This window comes from Comamonas sp. JNW (genome assembly GCF_003105075.1).
Taxonomy (GTDB): domain Bacteria; phylum Pseudomonadota; class Gammaproteobacteria; order Burkholderiales; family Burkholderiaceae_C; genus Comamonas; species Comamonas squillarum.
This window is the reverse complement of the sequence record NZ_QETI01000009.1, coordinates 104,026-121,582: the sequence shown is the minus strand read 5'-3', so window position 1 is coordinate 121,582 and position 17,557 is coordinate 104,026. Positions and strand designations below refer to the sequence as shown.

16 protein-coding genes are annotated in these 17,557 nt (G+C 65.2%); 13 read left to right on the top strand and 3 right to left on the bottom strand.

Annotation, left to right across the window (positions count from 1 at the left end; genetic code table 11):
• Position 1 precedes the first annotated feature (1 nt).
• The 13 genes from murF (at position 2) to DCO45_RS14510 (ending at position 14,968) form a co-directional block, all read left to right on the top strand.
• Positions 2-1,417 (top strand): UDP-N-acetylmuramoyl-tripeptide--D-alanyl-D-alanine ligase, encoded by a 1,416-nt coding sequence (gene murF, locus DCO45_RS14565; RefSeq protein ID WP_116926557.1) that lies wholly within the window; start codon positions 2-4, stop codon positions 1,415-1,417.
• Positions 1,411-2,589, top strand: coding sequence for a phospho-N-acetylmuramoyl-pentapeptide-transferase (mraY, locus tag DCO45_RS14560; RefSeq protein ID WP_116926496.1), 1,179 nt, complete (start codon positions 1,411-1,413; stop codon positions 2,587-2,589). The genes murF and mraY overlap by 7 nt, the downstream gene beginning before the upstream one ends.
• Positions 2,590-2,651: 62 nt before the next feature.
• Positions 2,652-4,595: a UDP-N-acetylmuramoyl-L-alanine--D-glutamate ligase gene (gene murD, locus DCO45_RS14555; protein WP_116926495.1), complete on the top strand. Its 1,944-nt coding sequence runs from the start codon at positions 2,652-2,654 to the stop codon at positions 4,593-4,595.
• Positions 4,592-5,860, top strand: coding sequence for a putative lipid II flippase FtsW (gene ftsW, locus DCO45_RS14550; RefSeq protein WP_116926494.1), 1,269 nt, complete (start codon positions 4,592-4,594; stop codon positions 5,858-5,860). The genes murD and ftsW overlap by 4 nt, the downstream gene beginning before the upstream one ends.
• Entirely contained in the window at positions 5,857-6,921 is a 1,065-nt protein-coding gene (gene murG / locus DCO45_RS14545; RefSeq protein ID WP_116926493.1) for an undecaprenyldiphospho-muramoylpentapeptide beta-N-acetylglucosaminyltransferase, read from the top strand. The genes ftsW and murG overlap by 4 nt, the downstream gene beginning before the upstream one ends.
• A complete protein-coding gene (gene murC, locus DCO45_RS14540) occupies positions 6,918-8,351 on the top strand; it encodes a UDP-N-acetylmuramate--L-alanine ligase (protein ID WP_116926492.1) in 1,434 nt (477 codons plus the stop codon). Before murG ends, murC begins: the two co-directional genes overlap by 4 nt.
• Before the next feature lie 8 nt (positions 8,352-8,359).
• The gene (locus tag DCO45_RS14535; RefSeq protein ID WP_232539439.1) at positions 8,360-9,322 is read left to right on the top strand and encodes a D-alanine--D-alanine ligase; all 963 of its coding nucleotides are present in this window, start codon (positions 8,360-8,362) and stop codon (positions 9,320-9,322) included.
• 30 nt (positions 9,323-9,352) lie between these two features.
• Complete coding sequence (locus DCO45_RS14530) at positions 9,353-10,138, top strand: cell division protein FtsQ/DivIB (RefSeq protein ID WP_243419361.1); 786 nt, start codon at positions 9,353-9,355, stop codon at positions 10,136-10,138.
• A 59-nt stretch (positions 10,139-10,197) separates the two neighbouring features.
• The gene (ftsA, locus tag DCO45_RS14525) at positions 10,198-11,427 is read left to right on the top strand and encodes a cell division protein FtsA (RefSeq protein WP_021026170.1); all 1,230 of its coding nucleotides are present in this window, start codon (positions 10,198-10,200) and stop codon (positions 11,425-11,427) included.
• A gap of 165 nt (positions 11,428-11,592) precedes the next feature.
• Positions 11,593-12,840 carry a cell division protein FtsZ gene (gene ftsZ / locus DCO45_RS14520; protein ID WP_021026171.1) on the top strand — a complete coding sequence of 416 codons (1,248 nt, stop codon included), beginning with the start codon at positions 11,593-11,595 and terminating at the stop codon, positions 12,838-12,840.
• Positions 12,841-13,117: 277 nt separating this feature from the next.
• The gene (lpxC, locus tag DCO45_RS14515; RefSeq protein WP_021026172.1) at positions 13,118-14,041 is read left to right on the top strand and encodes a UDP-3-O-acyl-N-acetylglucosamine deacetylase; all 924 of its coding nucleotides are present in this window, start codon (positions 13,118-13,120) and stop codon (positions 14,039-14,041) included.
• Positions 14,042-14,054: 13 nt separating this feature from the next.
• Positions 14,055-14,231, top strand: a complete 177-nt coding sequence (locus DCO45_RS23005; protein WP_165841206.1) for a hypothetical protein — start codon at positions 14,055-14,057, stop codon at positions 14,229-14,231.
• 251 nt (positions 14,232-14,482) lie between these two features.
• Entirely contained in the window at positions 14,483-14,968 is a 486-nt protein-coding gene (locus DCO45_RS14510; RefSeq protein WP_243419360.1) for an RcnB family protein, read from the top strand.
• Positions 14,969-15,221: 253 nt separating this feature from the next.
• Here the strand turns inward: DCO45_RS14510 and ruvC are convergent, their stop codons facing one another.
• From ruvC to aroE, 3 genes are read right to left on the bottom strand one after another with little or no spacing between them, the layout of a single operon-like run.
• Entirely contained in the window at positions 15,222-15,770 is a 549-nt protein-coding gene (gene ruvC, locus DCO45_RS14505; RefSeq protein WP_116926489.1) for a crossover junction endodeoxyribonuclease RuvC, read from the bottom strand.
• Positions 15,771-15,803: 33 nt separating this feature from the next.
• Positions 15,804-16,592: a transglycosylase domain-containing protein gene (locus tag DCO45_RS14500; protein ID WP_116926488.1), complete on the bottom strand. Its 789-nt coding sequence runs from the start codon at positions 16,590-16,592 to the stop codon at positions 15,804-15,806.
• Positions 16,593-16,648: 56 nt separating this feature from the next.
• Positions 16,649-17,494, bottom strand: coding sequence for a shikimate dehydrogenase (aroE, locus tag DCO45_RS14495; protein WP_207788084.1), 846 nt, complete (start codon positions 17,492-17,494; stop codon positions 16,649-16,651).
• Positions 17,495-17,557: the final 63 nt, after the last annotated feature.

Genomic DNA, 17,557 nt, shown 5'->3' with positions numbered 1-17,557 from the left:
CATGATGACCCTGCAGCAGGCGCTGGGCTTCATTGAGCCCCTTGTCCCCCAGGCCCGGCTGGTGGGGGATGGTGCTGTGCCGCTGCTGCGCGTCCACTCGGACTCGCGCAGCCTGCAGGCGGGCGATTTGTTTGTGGCGCTCAAGGGTGAACGCTTTGATGCCAACCAGTTTCTGGCCCAGGCCCAGGCCGCAGGTGCAGCGGCTGCGCTGTGCCATGCCGACCCGGCTGAGGGCGGCCTGCCCGGCATTGTGGTGCCCGATACCCTGGCGGCGCTGGGCGCGCTGGCCACCGGCTGGCGTGCGCAGTTTCCGCTGCCGCTGATTGCAGTGACGGGCAGCAATGGCAAGACCACGGTAACCCAGATGCTGGCCTCGATCCTGCGCGCGCATGCCGGCGATGCCGCATGGGCCACGCGTGGCAACCTGAACAACGAGATCGGCGTGCCGCTGACGCTGCTGGGCCTGACGGCTGCGCACCGCGCTGCTGTGGTCGAGCTGGGCATGAACCACCCCGGCGAAATCGCCGTGCTCGCCGCAATGGCGCAACCCCAGGTGGCCCTGGTCAACAACGCGCAGCGCGAACACCAGGAGTTCATGCACACGGTCGAAGCCGTGGCCCGCGAAAACGGCAGCGTGCTGGCCGCGCTGCCAGCCGATGGCGTGGCGGTGTTCCCTGCTGGCGATACCTATACCCCCTTGTGGCAAGCGCTGGCTGCCGGCCGGGCCACCTGCCTCTTTGGTGAGCAGGCCGATGGCGCCCAGGCTTTTGCCAGCGATGTGCAGTGGCAAGAGGGCGCCTGGCATTTGCAGCTGCACCTGCCCGGTGGCGCTGCGCCCGTGGTGCTGCAGATTGCCGGCCGCCACAACGTGCGCAATGCGCTGGCTGCGGCCGCATCGGCCCATGCCGCCGGTGTGCCGCTGGCCGCCATTGCCCAGGGCCTGTCGGCGTTCGAGCCGGTCAAGGGCCGCTCGCGTGCGCTGGCCCTGCCCATCGCCGGCCGCAGCCTGACGGTGGTCGATGACAGCTACAACGCCAACCCGGATTCGGTGCAGGCCGCGATCGAGGTGCTGGCCGAGCTGCCCGCGGCCCAGCTCTTGGTGCTGGGTGATATGGGTGAGGTGGGTGACCAAGGGCCCCGGTTCCATGCCGAGGCCGGTGCGCTGGCCAAGCAGCATGGCATCGCCCAGTTGTTTACTTTGGGTGCCCAAAGCCAGTCGGCCGCCCAGGCCTTTGGTGCTGGTGCTCAGCATTTCGAGAGCATGCCTGCCTTGCAGGATGCGGTGTGCAAGTTGATGCCTCAGTTGGGCAGTGTGTTGGTCAAAGGTTCGCGGTTCATGAAGATGGAGCAAGTGGTGCAGGCGATGCAGTCGTGCGCAGACAAGGGCCTGAGCGCCCATGAGGAGGCCGCATGCTGATTGTGCTCGCCAGCTGGTTGCAAAGCCTCTCGCCCGAGTTCGGCTTTTTGCGCATCTTCCAGTACCTGACTTTCCGCGCGGTGATGGCGGCGATGACGGCGCTGGTGATCGGCCTGGTGGCCGGCCCCAAGGTCATCCGTACCTTGTCGGCGCTGAAGATCGGCCAGCCCATCCGCGGCTATGCGATGCAAAGCCATTTGAGCAAGAGCGGCACCCCGACGATGGGCGGCGTGCTGATACTGCTGGCGATCACCATCTCGACGGTGCTGTGGTTTGACCTGTCCAACCGCTTTGTCTGGATCGTGCTGATCGTCACCTGGGGCTTTGGTGCCATTGGCTGGGTCGACGACTGGCGCAAGGTGGTCAACAAGGACCCCGAAGGCATGCGCTCGCGCGAGAAGTATTTCTGGCAGTCGATGGTCGGCCTGGCCGCCGCGTTGGCCCTGGTTTTCTGCATCTCGGAAAACACCAATGCCGAGGTCTGGAGCCTGTTCGTCAACTGGGTGCAGTCGGGCTTCTCGCTGGATCTGCCGCCCAACGCAGGCCTGATGGTGCCCTTCTTCAAGCAGGTGAACTACCCGCTGGGCGTGCTGGGCTTTGTGATCATGACCTACCTGGTCATTGTGGGCGCAAGCAATGCCGTCAACCTGACCGACGGGCTTGACGGCCTGGCCATCATGCCGGTGGTGATGGTCGGCTCGGCCCTGGGCGTGTTCGCCTATGTGACCGGCAGCGTCAATTTCTCGCGCTACCTGCTGTTCCCGCACATTGGCGGCACCGGCGAGCTGCTGGTGTTCTGCTGCGCAATGACGGGCGCGGGCCTGGCCTTCCTGTGGTTCAACACCCACCCGGCCCAGGTCTTCATGGGCGATGTGGGCGCGCTGGCACTGGGCGGTGCGCTGGGCACGATCGCGGTGATCGTTCGGCAGGAGATCGTGCTGGCCATCATGGGCGGCATCTTTGTGGCCGAGGCCGTGTCGGTGATGATGCAGGTGGTCTGGTTCAAGTACACCAAGAAGCGCTATGGCGAAGGCCGGCGTTTGTTGAAGATGGCCCCCTTGCACCACCATTTTGAAAAGAGCGGCTGGCGGGAAACCCAGGTCGTTGTGCGTTTCTGGATCATCACGATGCTGCTGTGTCTGATCGGTCTGTCTACCTTGAAGCTGCGGTGAGCACCATGTCAACCGAGCACCTCCACCCCCTTGATCCCTCGGCAGAGGCCGCTGCTGCGCCCATGGCGCCAGCGGTAGCGCGGGTGGCTGCGACTGAGCCGGCGCAGCCTGCCGAGTTGCAGCCTGAGGTGGCCGCAGCTGGCGATGATGTCCAGGCACAAGCGCTTGCGACCACGGATGCGGCCTTGCCTACCGATGAGGCCGCGCTGGAGGCCGCAGCGGATGGTGCAGCCGCTGTGGCCACCGATGCTGCGGACGCTGCAGTAACTCAAGCCGCCGACGCCTCGGCGGTGGATATGGCCCCGGTGCCCGATGTGTCGACCCTGACGGCCGCCAAGGATGCGGCGGCCTTTGTCGCGCAGATCTTTGCCGACCCCGGTGTGTCGGACGCGGCCAGCAGCGAGGTGACCGCGGTGGATGTGCAGCCCCAGGAGGCCGAGGTGGTCTATGCGCCGGTGCCGGCACAGTGGCCCCAAGGGCAGGAGCACCCGCTGCAGGGCCAGCAGGTGCTGGTGCTGGGTTTGGGTATCTCGGGCCTGGCGATGGCGCGCTGGTGCGCGCGTTGCGGCGCCCAGGTGACGGTTGCGGATACGCGTGAGGAGCCGCCCCATTTGGCGCAGCTGCGCAGCGAGCTGCCGGAGGTGCGTTTTGTCGCCGGTGCGTTGTCCGCTGCGCTGGTCGATGGCCAGCCGGTGCGTGTGGTCTACCGCTCGCCCGGCCTGAGCCCCGAGACCGTGGCCCCGGTCGTTGATGCGGCGCGCGCCATTGGTTTGCCGGTCAGCGGCGAGCTGGATCTTTTCAGCCTGGCGCTGCAGTCGCTGGCCCAGGCCCATGGCTATGCACCCAAGGTGCTGGCGATCACGGGCACGAATGGCAAGACCACGGTCACGTCGCTCACGGGGCAATTGCTCGTGCATGCCGGCATGACCACAGCGGTGGCCGGCAATATCGGCCCCAGCCTGCTCGATACGCTGTCGCAGCACATTGACTCCGAGAGCCTGCCCCAGGCCTGGGTGCTGGAGCTGTCGAGCTTCCAGCTCGAAGATGCGCATGCCTTCAACCCGACGGCAGCGACCGTGCTCAATATCAGCCAGGACCACCTGGACTGGCATGGCAGCATGGAGGCCTATGCGGGCGCCAAGGCCAAGATTTTTGGCAGCGATGCGCTGATGGTGCTCAACCGCGACGACCCGGCCGTGATGGCCATGCTGCCGCCACCGGTGCGGGTCAAGCTGCAGCGCCCCCAGCTGCGCCCGCACATCAGCTTTGGCCTGGATCTGCCGACCCAGGTGGGCGACTATGGCCTGGACGTGGTCAACGGCATGGCCTGGCTGGTGCGTGCGCAGGACGATGGCAACAGCGCCAGCAACAAGCGCAACCAGACAGCTGCTGACGATGTGTTCCTGCAGCGGCTGATGCCTGCCGATGCGCTGCGTATCCGGGGCCGCCACAACGCGATGAATGCGCTGGCAGCGCTGGCACTGGGCCATGCGGCGGGCGCTGGTTTTGCGCAGATGCTGTTTGGCCTGCGCGAGTACCGCGGTGAGCGCCACCGGGTCGAGCCCATCGGCATCGTCAGCGATGTGGAATATTTTGACGACAGCAAGGGCACCAATGTGGGCGCCACGGTGGCCGCGCTGATGGGCCTGGGTGCCGAGCGCCGTATCGTGCTGATCCTGGGCGGCGAGGGCAAGGGCCAGGACTTCTCGCCACTGGCAGCGCCCGTGCTGCGCTATGCGCGCGCCGTGGTGCTGATTGGCCGCGATGCGCCGCTGATCGAGGCCGCACTGGCAGACACCGGTGTGCCGCTGCTGCACGCGCCCAGCATGGATGAGGCCGTGCTGCTGGCCAGCCAGAAGGCGGTCGCGGGCGACGCGGTGCTGATGTCACCGGCCTGCGCCAGCTTTGACATGTTCAAGAACTACGGCCACCGCGCCGAGGTCTTCTGCCAAGCCGTTGCGGCGCTGGCCGAGGAACGCGGCACTAGTCTGGAGGTGCAGCCATGAGCACCGAGACCGGATTGCGCAGCAGGTTCTCGGGCTGGTTCAAGCCGGCCGGGGAAAAGCCTGTCGATATCCTGCCGGTGCGCGTGGGCGGCAATGAATACCGCCAGACGCCATCGAGTGCCACCACTATCTTTGGTGCCGACCAGGTGCTGATCTGGCTGGTGGTGGCCATCCTGTCCTGGGGCATCGTCATGGTGTTCTCGGCCTCGATCGCGATGCCGGACAACCCGCGCTTTGGCAAGATCGCGCATTACTACTTCTTCCAGCGCCACTTGATGAGCGTGGGGTTGGGCTTTGTGGCAGCGGTGCTCACTTTCCAGATTCCGATGAAGGTCTGGGAGCACTGGGCGCCCTGGCTGTTCATTGCCTCGATCCTGCTGCTCATTGCGGTGCTGATCCCGCATGTGGGCACGGTGGTCAACGGCGCGCGCCGCTGGCTGTCGCTGGGCATCATGAACTTCCAGCCCTCCGAGCTGGCCAAGATCGCGGTCATCATGTATGCCGCCGATTACATGGTGCGCAAGATGGAGGTCAAGGAGCGCTTCTTCCGCGCGGTGCTGCCGATGGGGCTGGCCGTGGGCATCGTCGGCGCGCTGCTGCTGGCCGAGCCCGACATGGGTGCCTTCATGGTGATCGCCGTGATCGCGATGGGCATCCTGTTCCTGGGTGGCGTCAATGCCCGCATGTTCTTCCTGATCGCGCTGGTGCTGGTGGCTGCCTTTGCGCTGATCGTGATGACCTCCGAATGGCGGCGCGAGCGGATTTTTGCCTACCTCGACCCCTGGAGCGAAAAGCATGCGCTGGGCAAGGGCTACCAGCTGTCGCATTCGCTGATTGCGATTGGCCGGGGCGAGATCTTTGGCGTGGGCCTGGGTGGCAGCGTCGAGAAGCTGCACTGGCTGCCCGAGGCGCATACCGACTTCTTGCTGGCGGTGATCGGCGAGGAACTGGGCCTGGTCGGCATCATTGCGCTCTTGGGTCTGTTCTTCTTCATGATCCGCCGCATTGTCGAGATCGGCCGCCAGGCGATCCGCATGGACCGTATCTTCTCCGGCCTGGTGGCGCAGGGTATTGCGATCTGGCTGGGCTTTCAGACCTTCATCAATGCCGGTGTGAACCTGGGCGCCTTGCCCACCAAGGGCCTGACCTTGCCGCTGATGAGTTTCGGGGGCTCGGCGATCTTGATGAACCTGGTGGCGATTGCCATCGTGCTGCGCATCGATTGCGAAAACAAGGCCATGGGTGCCGGGGGGGCGCGATCATGAGCGGCAAGACGGCACTGATCATGGCGGGCGGCACCGGCGGCCATATCTTCCCCGGCCTGGCCGTGGCCCAGGAGCTGCGCAGCCGTGGCTGGACCGTGCACTGGCTGGGCGCACCCGACAGCATGGAAGAGCGCCTGGTGCCGCCCCAGGGCTTTGCGCTGGAGCGGGTGGCGTTCTCGGGCGTGCGTGGCAAGGGGCTCATGTCGCTGGTCGGCATGCCGCTGCGCCTGTTGAAGGCCTTGCAGCAGGCACGCGCCGTGCTGCGCAAGGTCCGCCCCGATGTGGTCGTTGGCATGGGTGGCTATATCACCGTGCCCGGCGGTCTGGCGGCCAAGCTGGCCGGCGTGCCCATCGTGCTGCATGAGCAGAACTCGGTGCCGGGCATGGCCAACAAGCTGCTGGCCCGCATGGCCCAGCGCGTGTTTAGCGCCTTCCCCCATGCGATTGCAGGCGGCCAGTGGGTGGGCAACCCGCTGCGCGCCGAGTTCCTGCAGCAGCCAGAACCTGCTGAGCGCTTTGCCGGCCGCAGTGGCCCGCTGCAGCTGCTGGTGGTGGGTGGCAGCCTGGGTGCCAAGGCCTTGAACGAGGTGGTCCCTAGGGCGCTGGCGCTGATGGCGCCCGAGGCGCGCCCGGTGGTCACGCACCAAAGCGGCGCCAAGCAGATCGACGCGCTGCAGGCCAACTACGCAGCCGCTGGCGTGCAAGCCAGCCTCACCCCCTTTATCGACGATGCGGCCAAGGCCTATGCGGATGCCGATGTCATCGTCTGCCGCGCCGGTGCCAGCACGGTGACCGAGCTGGCCGCCGTGGGCGCGGCAGCGGTGTTTGTGCCGTTCCCGGCGGCGGTGGATGACCACCAGACGGCCAATGCGCGCTTCCTGGTGGATGCCGGCGCCGGCTGGTTGGTGCAACAAAGCGTGTTGACCCCGGAAAACCTGGCTCAGATGCTAGAGAATATGCAGCGAGCGGGCCTGGTGGACATGGCCCAAAAGGCAAAGAAAATGCAGAAATTGGAAGCCGCCCAAGCAGTGGCGGATGCCTGCGTGGAGGTGGCACGATGAAACACGCCATCCAACGCATTCATTTTGTAGGTATCGGCGGTGCCGGCATGAGCGGCATTGCCGAAGTGCTGCACAACCTGGGCTATATGGTCTCGGGCTCGGACCTGTCGGACAGCAGCACCATGGTGCATCTGCGCGATGCCGGTATCACCACCTTTGTGGGCCATGATGCGGCGCATATCGCCCAGGCCCAGGCGGTGGTGACATCGACGGCGGTGCAGGCCGACAACCCCGAAGTCGTGGCCGCCCGGGCCATGGGCATTCCGGTGGTGCCGCGCGCGCTGATGCTCGCTGAGCTGATGCGCCTGCGCAAGGGCATCGCCATTGCCGGCACCCATGGCAAGACGACGACCACCAGCCTGGTGACCAGCGTGCTGGCCGAGGCGGGGCTGGACCCCACCTTTGTCATTGGCGGCAAGCTCAACAGCGCCGGCGCCAATGCACGCCTGGGCAGTGGTGAGTACATCGTGGTCGAGGCGGACGAGTCCGATGCCTCGTTCCTGAACCTGCTGCCGGTAATGGCGGTGGTGACGAACATCGATGCCGACCACATGGACACCTATGGCCATGACTTTGGCCGGCTCAAGACGGCCTTTGTCGATTTTTTGAACCGCATGCCGTTTTATGGCAATGCTGTGGTCTGCATCGACAGCCCGGCCGTTGGCGACATCATCGAGCGCGTGGCCTGCAAGGTCACGACCTACGGCCTGGGCGAAAACGCCCAGATCCGCGCGGTGAACCTGCAGGCCGACAACGGCCAGATGCGCTTTACCGTGCAGCGCCGCCTGGCCCAGGCCTTGCCCGATCTGGAGGTGGTGCTGAACCTGCCCGGCGAGCACAACGTGCTCAATGCACTGGCCGTGGTCGGTGTGGCGGCTGCCATCGGTATCGATGACGCAGCGCTGCAGCGGGCGCTGCAAGGCTTCAAGGGTGTGGGGCGCCGTTTTCAGCGTTATGGCCAGGCCCAGCTGCCCAACGGCGGCGAGTTGACGGTTATTGACGATTACGGACATCACCCTGTCGAAATGGCTGCCACCATTGCGGCCGCGCGCGGCGCGTTTCCAGGCCGCCGGCTGGTGCTGGCCTTCCAGCCGCACCGCTACACCCGCACGCGGGATTGCTTTGAGGACTTTGTCCAGGTGCTGGGCGGCGCCGATGCGGTGCTGCTGGCCGAGGTCTATGCCGCCGGTGAGGCGCCCATCGTGGCGGCCGACAGCCGTGCGCTGGCCCGCGCGGTGCGGGTGGCTGGCAAGGTCGAGCCGGTGTTTGTCGAGCAGATCAGCAGCCTGCCCCAGCAGATTCTGGACCAGGCGCAGGACGGCGACGTGCTGCTGTGCATGGGCGCGGGATCGATTGGTGCGGTGGCCGCCAAGGTGATGGCATTGGCGGGTGGGCAAGAGCGTGTAGCGCCGCAGGGGAGCGCGGTATGAGTGAAACCATGAACAATATTGATGTGAAGGCCTTGGGCAAGGTCGCGGTGCTGATGGGCGGGAGCTCGGCAGAGCGCGAGGTGTCGCTGATGTCCGGCAAGGGCGTGCTCGCTGCGCTGCAGTCCAAGGGTGTGGACGCGCATGCGTTTGATCCCTCGCAGCAGGACCTGGGCGAGCTGCGCAAGCAAGGCTTTGCGCGCTGCTTCATCGCGCTGCATGGCCGCCATGGCGAAGACGGCACGGTGCAAGGCGCGCTGGAGCTGCTGGGCATTCCCTACACCGGCCCGGGCGTGATGGCCTCGAGCATCGCGATGGACAAGATCATGACCAAGCGCATCTGGCGCTTTGAGGGCCTGTCCACCCCCGAGTGGCGCATGGCCGCCAGCGAACAGGACACGCGCGATGCGCTGGCCGCACTGGGCGCGCCGATGATCGTCAAGCCCGCACGCGAGGGCTCGACCATTGGCCTGTCCAAGATCAGCAGCCCCGAAGAATGCGCCCAGGCCTATGCGCTGGCCTCCCGCTATGACCCCGAAGTGCTGTGCGAGCAGTTCATCGAGGGCATGGAGACCACCTGCGCGGTGCTGGGCCAGGGCCGCAGCGCCCAGGCGCTGCCGGTGATCAAGATCGTCGCGCCCGAAGGCAACTACGACTACCAGAACAAGTACTTCACCGACACCACCCAGTATTTCTGCCCCAGCGAGCTGCCAGACGAGATGGAAGCGGCGATCCGCGACCTGGCGGAAAAGGCCTTCCGCACCCTGGGCTGCCGGGGCTGGTCGCGTGCCGATGTGATGGTGCGTGCCTCGGACCAGCAGCTGTTCCTGCTGGAGATCAATACCTCGCCGGGCATGACCAGCCATTCGCTGGTGCCGATGGCGGCCCGTGCCACCGGCATGAGCTATGAAGACCTGTGTTTGCACCTGCTGGCCAATGCATCGAGCGATGCGGCCCAGGGTGCGGAGCTGTAAGACAAGGAGATGAGATCCATGGAGCAGACCATGCCAGTCCCCTTCGACGTCAAGCTGATGAACATGCTGGCCACGGCATTGTTCCTCGGCTGCGGCGCGTTGCTGGTGCTGGCTGGGGTGCGCTGGGCCATCCACCATCCGGCGCTGAGCATTGCGCGCATCGTGGTGCAGGGCGAGCTCGAACACAACAGCGCTGTGTCGCTGCAGGCCAATGTGATGCCGTCCTTGAAAGGCAACTTCTTCACGATGGACCTCGATGAGACGCGGCGGATCTTCGAGCAGGCGCCCTGGGTGCGCCAGGCGCGCATCAAGCGCGAGTTCCCCAGCACCTTGGCGGTGACGATCACCGAGCAGGATGCGACGGCGATCTGGGGCGCGGAGGGCGAGTCCCGCCTGCTCAACAGCGAAGGCCAGATGTTTGAAGGTGACTCGGCCGACCCCGATCTGCTGCACCTGCCGCACCTGTCGGGCCCGGCTGGGCGTTCCCAAGAGGTACTGGCCATGTTCCGCGCGCTCGCGCCCATCTACGCCAAGCTCGACAACGCGCTGGTGGCGCTGGCCGAGTCGAACAGCGGCAGCTGGAAGGCCACCTTGCAGTCTGGCGCGGTCATCGAGATGGGCCAGGGCCGGGAGGATGTCGTGAGCGAGCGGGTACGTAAATTTGTTGAATCTTTGCCTGAAGTCACCGGTACCTACAGACGCAGCGTGGCATCGCTGACGTCGGCGGATCTGCGCCATGCCGGGGGCTATGCGGTGCGCATGCAAGGGGTGACCACGGGCACCTCGGCAGCGGGCCGGGCGCCAGTCAAAAAATAAAACACAGAGATGCGAAACATGAACCATACCAATCACTTGATCAGCGAGGGCTACTGACTATGGCGCGAGATAGCAAAGACGTGGTCGTCGGCCTGGACATCGGCACCGCCAAGATCATGGTGGTCGTCGCCGAGGTGCTGGGCAATGGCGAGCTCAAGCTGGCAGGGCTGGGCGTGGCGCCCAGCAACGGGCTCAAGCGCGGTGTGGTGGTGAACATCGATGCGACGGTGCAGAGCATCCAGCAGGCGCTTAAGGAGGCCGAGCTGATGGCCGACCTGAACATCCAGCGCGTCTACACTGGCATCACCGGCAGCCATATCCGCGGCATCAACTCCAGCGGCATGGTGGCGGTCAAGGACAAGGAAGTCTCGGCCGCCGATGTGGCGCGCGTGCTCGATACTGCCAAGGCGATCAATATTCCGTCGGACCAGCGCCTGCTGCTGGTCGAGCCCCAGGAGTTTGCGATCGACGGCCAGGATGTGCGCGAGCCCATCGGCATGAGCGGCCTGCGCCTGGAGTCCAAGATCCATATCGTGACCGGGGCGCAAAGCGCGGCCGAGAACATCATCAAATGCGTGCGCCGCTGCGGGCTGGAAGTCGAGCAGCTGCTGCTCAACCCGCTCGCCTCCAGCCAGGCCGTGCTGACCGATGACGAGCGCGAGCTGGGCGTGTGCGTGGTCGATATCGGCGCGGGCACCACCGATGTGTCGATCTTCACCGGCGGCGCGATCCGCCACACGGCAGTGATCCCGATTGCCGGTGATTTGATCACCAGCGACATCGCGATGGCGCTGCGCACGCCGACCAAGGACGCCGAGGACATCAAGGTCGAGAGCGGCTGCGCCAAGCAGCTGCTGGCCGATCCCGACACGCAGGTCGATGTGCCCGGTCTGGGTGACCGGGGCCCGCGCCTGTTGAGCAAGCAAGCGCTGGCCGGCGTGATCGAGCCACGCGTCGAAGAAATTTTCTCGCTGGTGCAGCAAGTCATCCGCGAGTCTGGTTATGAGGAGGTGCTGTCGTCGGGCATTGTGCTGACGGGCGGCAGCGCGGTGATGCCAGGCATGGTGGAGCTGGGGGAAGACATCTTCCTCAAGCCCGTGCGACGCGGCATTCCCAAGTATTCCGGCACCCTGGCCGAGATGGTTGCGCAGCCCCGTGCTGCCACCGTCATGGGCCTGCTGGAAGAGGCCCGCATGGCCCGCATGCGTGGCTACAAGGTGGCCCAGAAGTCCGGTTCGGTGAAATCGGCATTTGGGCGTTTGAAGGACTTTATTGTGGGGAACTTTTAACCATGCATGACACCACTTGTTGGCTGGCGCAAAGCAGCCCTTCAAGGCTCAAAGGGTATGACCCTTGGAGACCTAAAGGGCCACCAGCAATCCATTGTTCATTAAAGAGTGAATTATTCGTAACCCATTTTTCTCATGTTGACGCGAGAGCGAGAGGAGCAGGCAATGACCATCGAAATGTATGAAGGCAACACATTCAACCAAGGCACCCAGATCAAGGTGATCGGCGTCGGGGGCGGTGGTGGCAATGCGGTCGAGCACATGATCGCCAACAGCGTGCAAGGTGTCGAATTCATTTCGGCCAACACCGATGCGCAAGCGCTGGAGCGTTGCCATGCCCACCGCGTGATCCAACTGGGAGAGACCGGCCTGGGCGCGGGCAGCAAGCCTGAGAACGGCCGCGAGGCTGCCGAATCCGCGATCGAAGACATCCGCGCTGCGATCGTGGGCTCGCACATGCTGTTCATCACCGCCGGTATGGGCGGTGGTACCGGCACCGGTGCTGCCCCCGTGATCGCTCGCGTCGCCAAGGAAATGGGCATCCTGACCGTGGGCGTAGTGACCAAGCCTTTTGAGTGGGAAGGCAAGCGCCGCATGTCCAACGCTGATGGCGGCCTGAGCGAGCTCGAAGCGAATGTCGACTCGCTGATCGTGGTGCTCAACGAGAAGCTGCTCGACGTGCTGGGCGACGACATCACCCAGGACCAGGCCTTTGCCCATGCCAACGATGTGCTGAAGAACGCCGTGGGCGGCATCTCCGAGATCATCAACGACCACGGCTACATCAACGTCGACTTTGCTGACGTGAAGACCGTGATGAGCGAGCCGGGCAAGGCGATGATGGGTACGGCCACGGCCAGCGGCCCGGACCGTGCACGCATCGCTGCGGAACAAGCGGTTGCTTGCCCGCTGCTGGAAGGCATCGACCTGTCGGGCGCCAAGGGCATTCTGGTGCTGGTGACCGCGACCAAGGGCAGCCTGAAGCTGGCCGAATCGCGCCAGGCCATGAGCACCATCAATGCCTACGCCTCGCCAGAGTCGCATGTCATCTTTGGCGCGGCCTATGACGAGACGCTGGGCGACGAGATCCGCGTGACCGTGCTGGCCACGGGCCTGTCCCGTCCCGTGGCCAAGCGCCAGCCCATCTCGGTCATCCAGGGCAGCGCAGGTCTGCGTACCGGTACCGACGACATCGCCTACACGCCCCAGTCGGTCAACAGCCCCGTCTCGGGTCTGGGTGTGCAAAACGCGGTGCCCATGGGCAATGCCTTTGCTAACGACTTTGCCGACAAGAAGACCCCCTCGGTCTGGCGCACCGGCCGCAACGCGGCTTCGGCCCGCGTCGATGCGATGTCGTCGAGCGGCATGGAAGACCTGGAGATCCCCGCCTTCCTGCGCAAGCAGGCAGACTGATTGCCTTGCGGGGCTTTCGTTGAAGCCAGTCCAGCCTTTGGGGTGGACTGGGCTTTGAATACAACGCGCTGAAACCTTTCGGGGACTCAGCGCGTTGTTATTAGAGGGCTGCGTCGTTGTTCGCTGTCCGCTCCGCCTGCCAACGCAGTAGTTGGGCAGCGGCTTTGTGCACAGATTGGCCGGCAAGGCAAGTGTTTGTCCTACAAGGCTTGCACTATCTGGGTGATTGGCATTTTTGCGCGTCCCAAGCGGGCGTACGGCGTAAAATCAACGAGTTATGCTCCAGCAACGAACCATCAAGTCTTTAACCCGTGCCGTGGGCGTGGGCCTGCACAGCGGCCAGCGGGTCGAGCTCACCTTGCGTCCTGCACAACCCAATACGGGCATTGTGTTTCGCCGGGTGGACCTGCCCGAGCCGGTCGATATCCCCGTCAACGCCGAAGCGGTGGTGGACACCCGCATGGCCTCGACCCTGGGCAAGGGCGATGTGCGCATCCATACGGTGGAGCATGTGATGTCGGCCTGCGCGGGCCTGGGCATCGACAACCTCTATATCGACGTGACAGCCGAGGAAATCCCGATTCTCGACGGCTCATCCGCGTCCTTTGTGTTTTTGCTGCAAAGCGCCGGTATCGAGCTGCAAAACGCACCCAAGCGCTTTTTGCGTCTGACCAAGCCGGTCGAAATCCGCCAGGGCGAAGGCGCTGCGCAAAAGTGGGCGCGTCTGGACCCCTACCACGGCTACAAGCTGCGTTTCGAGATCGACTTCTCGCACCCGGCTGTCGATTCCACCGGCCAGACCTATGAGTTCGACCTGGGCATCGGCAACTACAGCCGCGATATCGCCCGCGCCCGCACCTTTGGCTTTACCAAGGATGTCGAGATGCTGCGCTCCAACGGCCTGGCGCTGGGCGGCGGTCTGGACAATGCCATCGTCATGGACGACTACAAGGTGCTCAACAGCGACGGCTTGCGCTATGACGACGAGTTCGTCAAACACAAGATCCTCGATGCCATCGGTGACCTCTACATCGTGGGCTATCCCTTGCTGGCCGCCTACAGCGCGTTCCGCTCGGGCCATGGCCTCAACAACCTGCTGCTGCGCGAGCTGATGCAGCGCCAGGACGCCTGGGACATCGTCACCTTTGACCATGTGCGTGAAGCCCCGCAGGGCTTTGCACAGTCGGCCCTCGCCTGGTAAGGCCGCGCCCGGGATGCTGCTGTTTCGCTGGATCTTCATGCTGCTGGTGCTGATGGCGGCCCTCAGCTTTTGCTTTTACCTGGGCACCGGCCAGCGCCGCTACCGCCAGTGGTCCCTGCTGCTGATCAAATGGACCGTGGTCGCAGGCCTGGCGTTCTTTGCGGTGCTCTTTGTGGGCCGCATGGTCTAAAACCGGTCTTTGGCATTCTGCGCGGCAGGTAAAGTGCGGTAAACCCCGGCCTGCGCCCGGCCGGTCCGTTACCGGTCCCGCCCACTGTCCATGCGGCTTTGCCGCCTCTTCCCCCACTTTACAAATGACACATCCCAGCCCGGTGATCCCGCTGCGGGTAAACGGTGGCGCGCCGACAGGCGTTAAATCTGCATGGGGGCATGCTTGCCGCTCGCACCAGCAGCCGCTGGTTCATCAGAAAGGATTCCGTCATGAACAAGCACCGAAGCCGTTTTAGCCGCCTGGCCAGCATGGGCAGCCTGGCCCTGGCATTGGCCGGCGCCCTGGCTTTTAGCGCGCCTGCACAGGCCCAGCCCGATGGACGCCATGGTGACCGCCATTACCAGCGCGATGACCGGCGCGACCATGCCGACCACCGCCGCTGGGAGCGCGAACGCGAGCGGGACCGCCGCTACCGCGAGCAGCAGCGCCGTGAGTACCGCCATGACCACCGTCCACCTCCCCGTGTCGTGGTTGTGCCGGACCGGGGCCGTGGCATCGGCCCGCGCAATGACTGGTACCGGGGCGGCTATGTGCCAGCACCGTACCGTGGCTACAGCTATGTGGTCGGCGATTGGCGCGGCCACCGGCTCAGCGCGCCACCCCGGGGCTACCAATGGATCCAGTATGGCGGTGACTACCTGCTGATCGCCATTGGCACAGGCCTGATCGCCAATATTGTCATCAATGGTTATTGAGCCGCCGCGAAGTCGCGATAATTGAGGGTTTGCATGGCGCCCACAACGAACCTTTGTGTGGCGCCTCGCTCCAAAGCTTACTTTGGTGGTTGCACCTTGTGCCGAGCGCTGCTTCACGGAGCGCACGGATCCACGCATAAGGAGCCTGTAGCCGGCCAGACCTGTGCACGCTAGCGATGCACAGGTTTTTTTTTGCCTGCGTGCTGCAGGCGGGGTGGCTCACCAGGCCGCAGAGGCACCGGTTGGTTCTTGCCTAGTAGCTGCGCCCGGCCTTGTACATCGCGTGCTGGCGGCGTTGCAAGGGGCTGGCCTCGGCCATGCGCGCCATCGCCAGGCCCGCATGGGCGTGGGTGATCGCCAGGCCCAGCGCGTCCGCAGCATCGGTACCGGGCAGGCCGGGCAGCTGCAGCAGGCGGCGCACCATCTCCTGGATCTGGTTCTTGGCAGCGCGCCCATGGCCGACCACGGCTTTTTTCATCTGCAGTGCGGTGTACTCGGCAACTGGCAGGTTCTGCGACACCAGCGCCGTCAGCGCGCAGCCCCGGGCCTGGCCCAGCAGCAAGGTGGACTGGGGGTTGACGTTGACGAACACGATTTCCACCGAGGCCATGTCGGGCTGGTAGCGCTGGCCGACTTCGCAGATACCGTCAAAGATCATCTTCAGGCGGCCGGGCAGGTCACCCAGGTTCAGCGTGGTGGTGCGGATGGTGCCGCTGGCCACATAGGACAGACGCTGGCCATCGACGTCGATGACGCCAAAGCCGGTGGTCTGCAGGCCAGGGTCGATGCCAAGGATTCTCATGCGGTTTAAAACGGGTGGCGGAGGGGTTGCCGGTCAGGGGAGCTCAGCATAGCGCATGCGTGCCGCGATGGTGGTTGTGCGGCGGTTGAGGTAGGCAGAGTTGGGGTTCTTGTCGGCGCCCTTGGGGTTGGGCAGCATGACGGCCAGGCGCGCCGCTTCATAGGCGCTCAGCTGGGCGGCCGGTTTGCCAAAGTAGCGCTGGGCGGCGGCCTCGGCGCCAAACACGCCATCGCCCCATTCGGCATGGTTCAGGTACAGCTCCAGAATGCGCTGCTTGCTCAGCAGGAACTCCAGGGTGTAGGTCAGCAGCAGCTCCTGGCCTTTGCGCAGCAGGCTGCGCTCCGACGACAGCAACAGGTTCTTGGCCAGCTGCTGGGTGATGGTGGAGCCGCCCATGATCTTGGCGGGCGGGCCGGCTTGCACTGCGCTGGGGTCAAAGGCCTCGCCACGCCGCTCGGCCTGGGCCTGGGCGCGTGCCAGGGCCTTTTCCCGGCGCTGCTCGGCGCGCTCTATGGCCTTGGCATTGCGCGCGCGGGCCTTTTCAATTGCATCCCAGAGCACGCCATCGTGGTTGACAAAGTCGTCGTCCTCGGAGGCGATCACCGCGCGCTGCAGGTTGACCGATATCTGCGACAAGGGCTGCCATTGCTGGCGCCAGTGCAAGCGCCCGTCCTGGCGCAGCTGGCGCCAGGCTTCGCTGCGCTCAAAGGCGGTCGACGCCGGGTCCACACTGGCCATCATCGCGATGCGGGCGACAAAGAACAGCTGCAGCGCGATGCCCAGCAGCAGTGCCCAGCCGATCCAGCGCGCAATCGCTTTCATCGGCGGGTCCTGCGGGCTAAGGCGGGGAGAGGGCTGGAGACCATCAGCGCTTGCGCTCAGTGGGCGGCCAGTTCGCTGCGCAGCTGCGCCAGCACCGGCTGGGAGGGGGGGCGCACACCGCGCCACAGCGCAAAGGCCTCGGCCGCTTGCTCGACCAGCATGCCCAGGCCATCGCGGCCCTGGACGCCGTGCTGCGCGGCCCACTGCAAAAAGGGCTGGGCAGCGGGGCCGTACATCATGTCGTAGGCCAGTGCGCCAGCGCGCAGCAGCGCGCCGGGCACCGGGATGGCCGCGCCTTGGAGGCTGCTGGCGGTGGCGTTGATGACGACATCGAAGAGGCCATCGAGTGCGCCCGCCTCGACTGCTTGCAACTGGGTGGCCGAGCCCTGGACCAGGTCGGCATGCTGGTCCACCAGATCCTGCGCCTTGGCGTGGGTGCGGTTGCAGACCACGAGCAGCGCCGGTGCCTGGGCCATGAGCGGCGCCAGCGCGCCGGCAGCAGCGCCGCCGGCGCCCAGCAGCAGCACGCGCTGGCCGGCCAGTGCAACGCCAGCATTGCGCACGATATCGGCCACCAGGCCCAGGCCATCGGTGTTGTCGGCGTGGATGCGGCCATCGGCGCCTACCACCAAGGTGTTGGCCGCACCCGCACGCAGCACGCGCTCGCTGCGGCTGTCGGCCAGGCGCGCGGCGTCGAGCTTGAAGGGCACGGTCACATTCATGCCCCGGGTACCGGCCTGCACCAGGTGGCGCAGGGCCGCGTCAAAACCATCCAGTGCCACCAGCTCAGCCTCATAGACCAGCGCCTGGTCGGTCAGCTGCGCAAACAGCGTGTGGATGCGGGGTGAGCGGCTGTGGGCAATCGGGTTGCCCATCACGCAATAGCGGTCTGGAAGGGACATGGTCGTAAGGGCCTGGGCCGTGGCGGCTGCGCGCTGAAGGCGCTGACCGCGCATGGCAGAAAA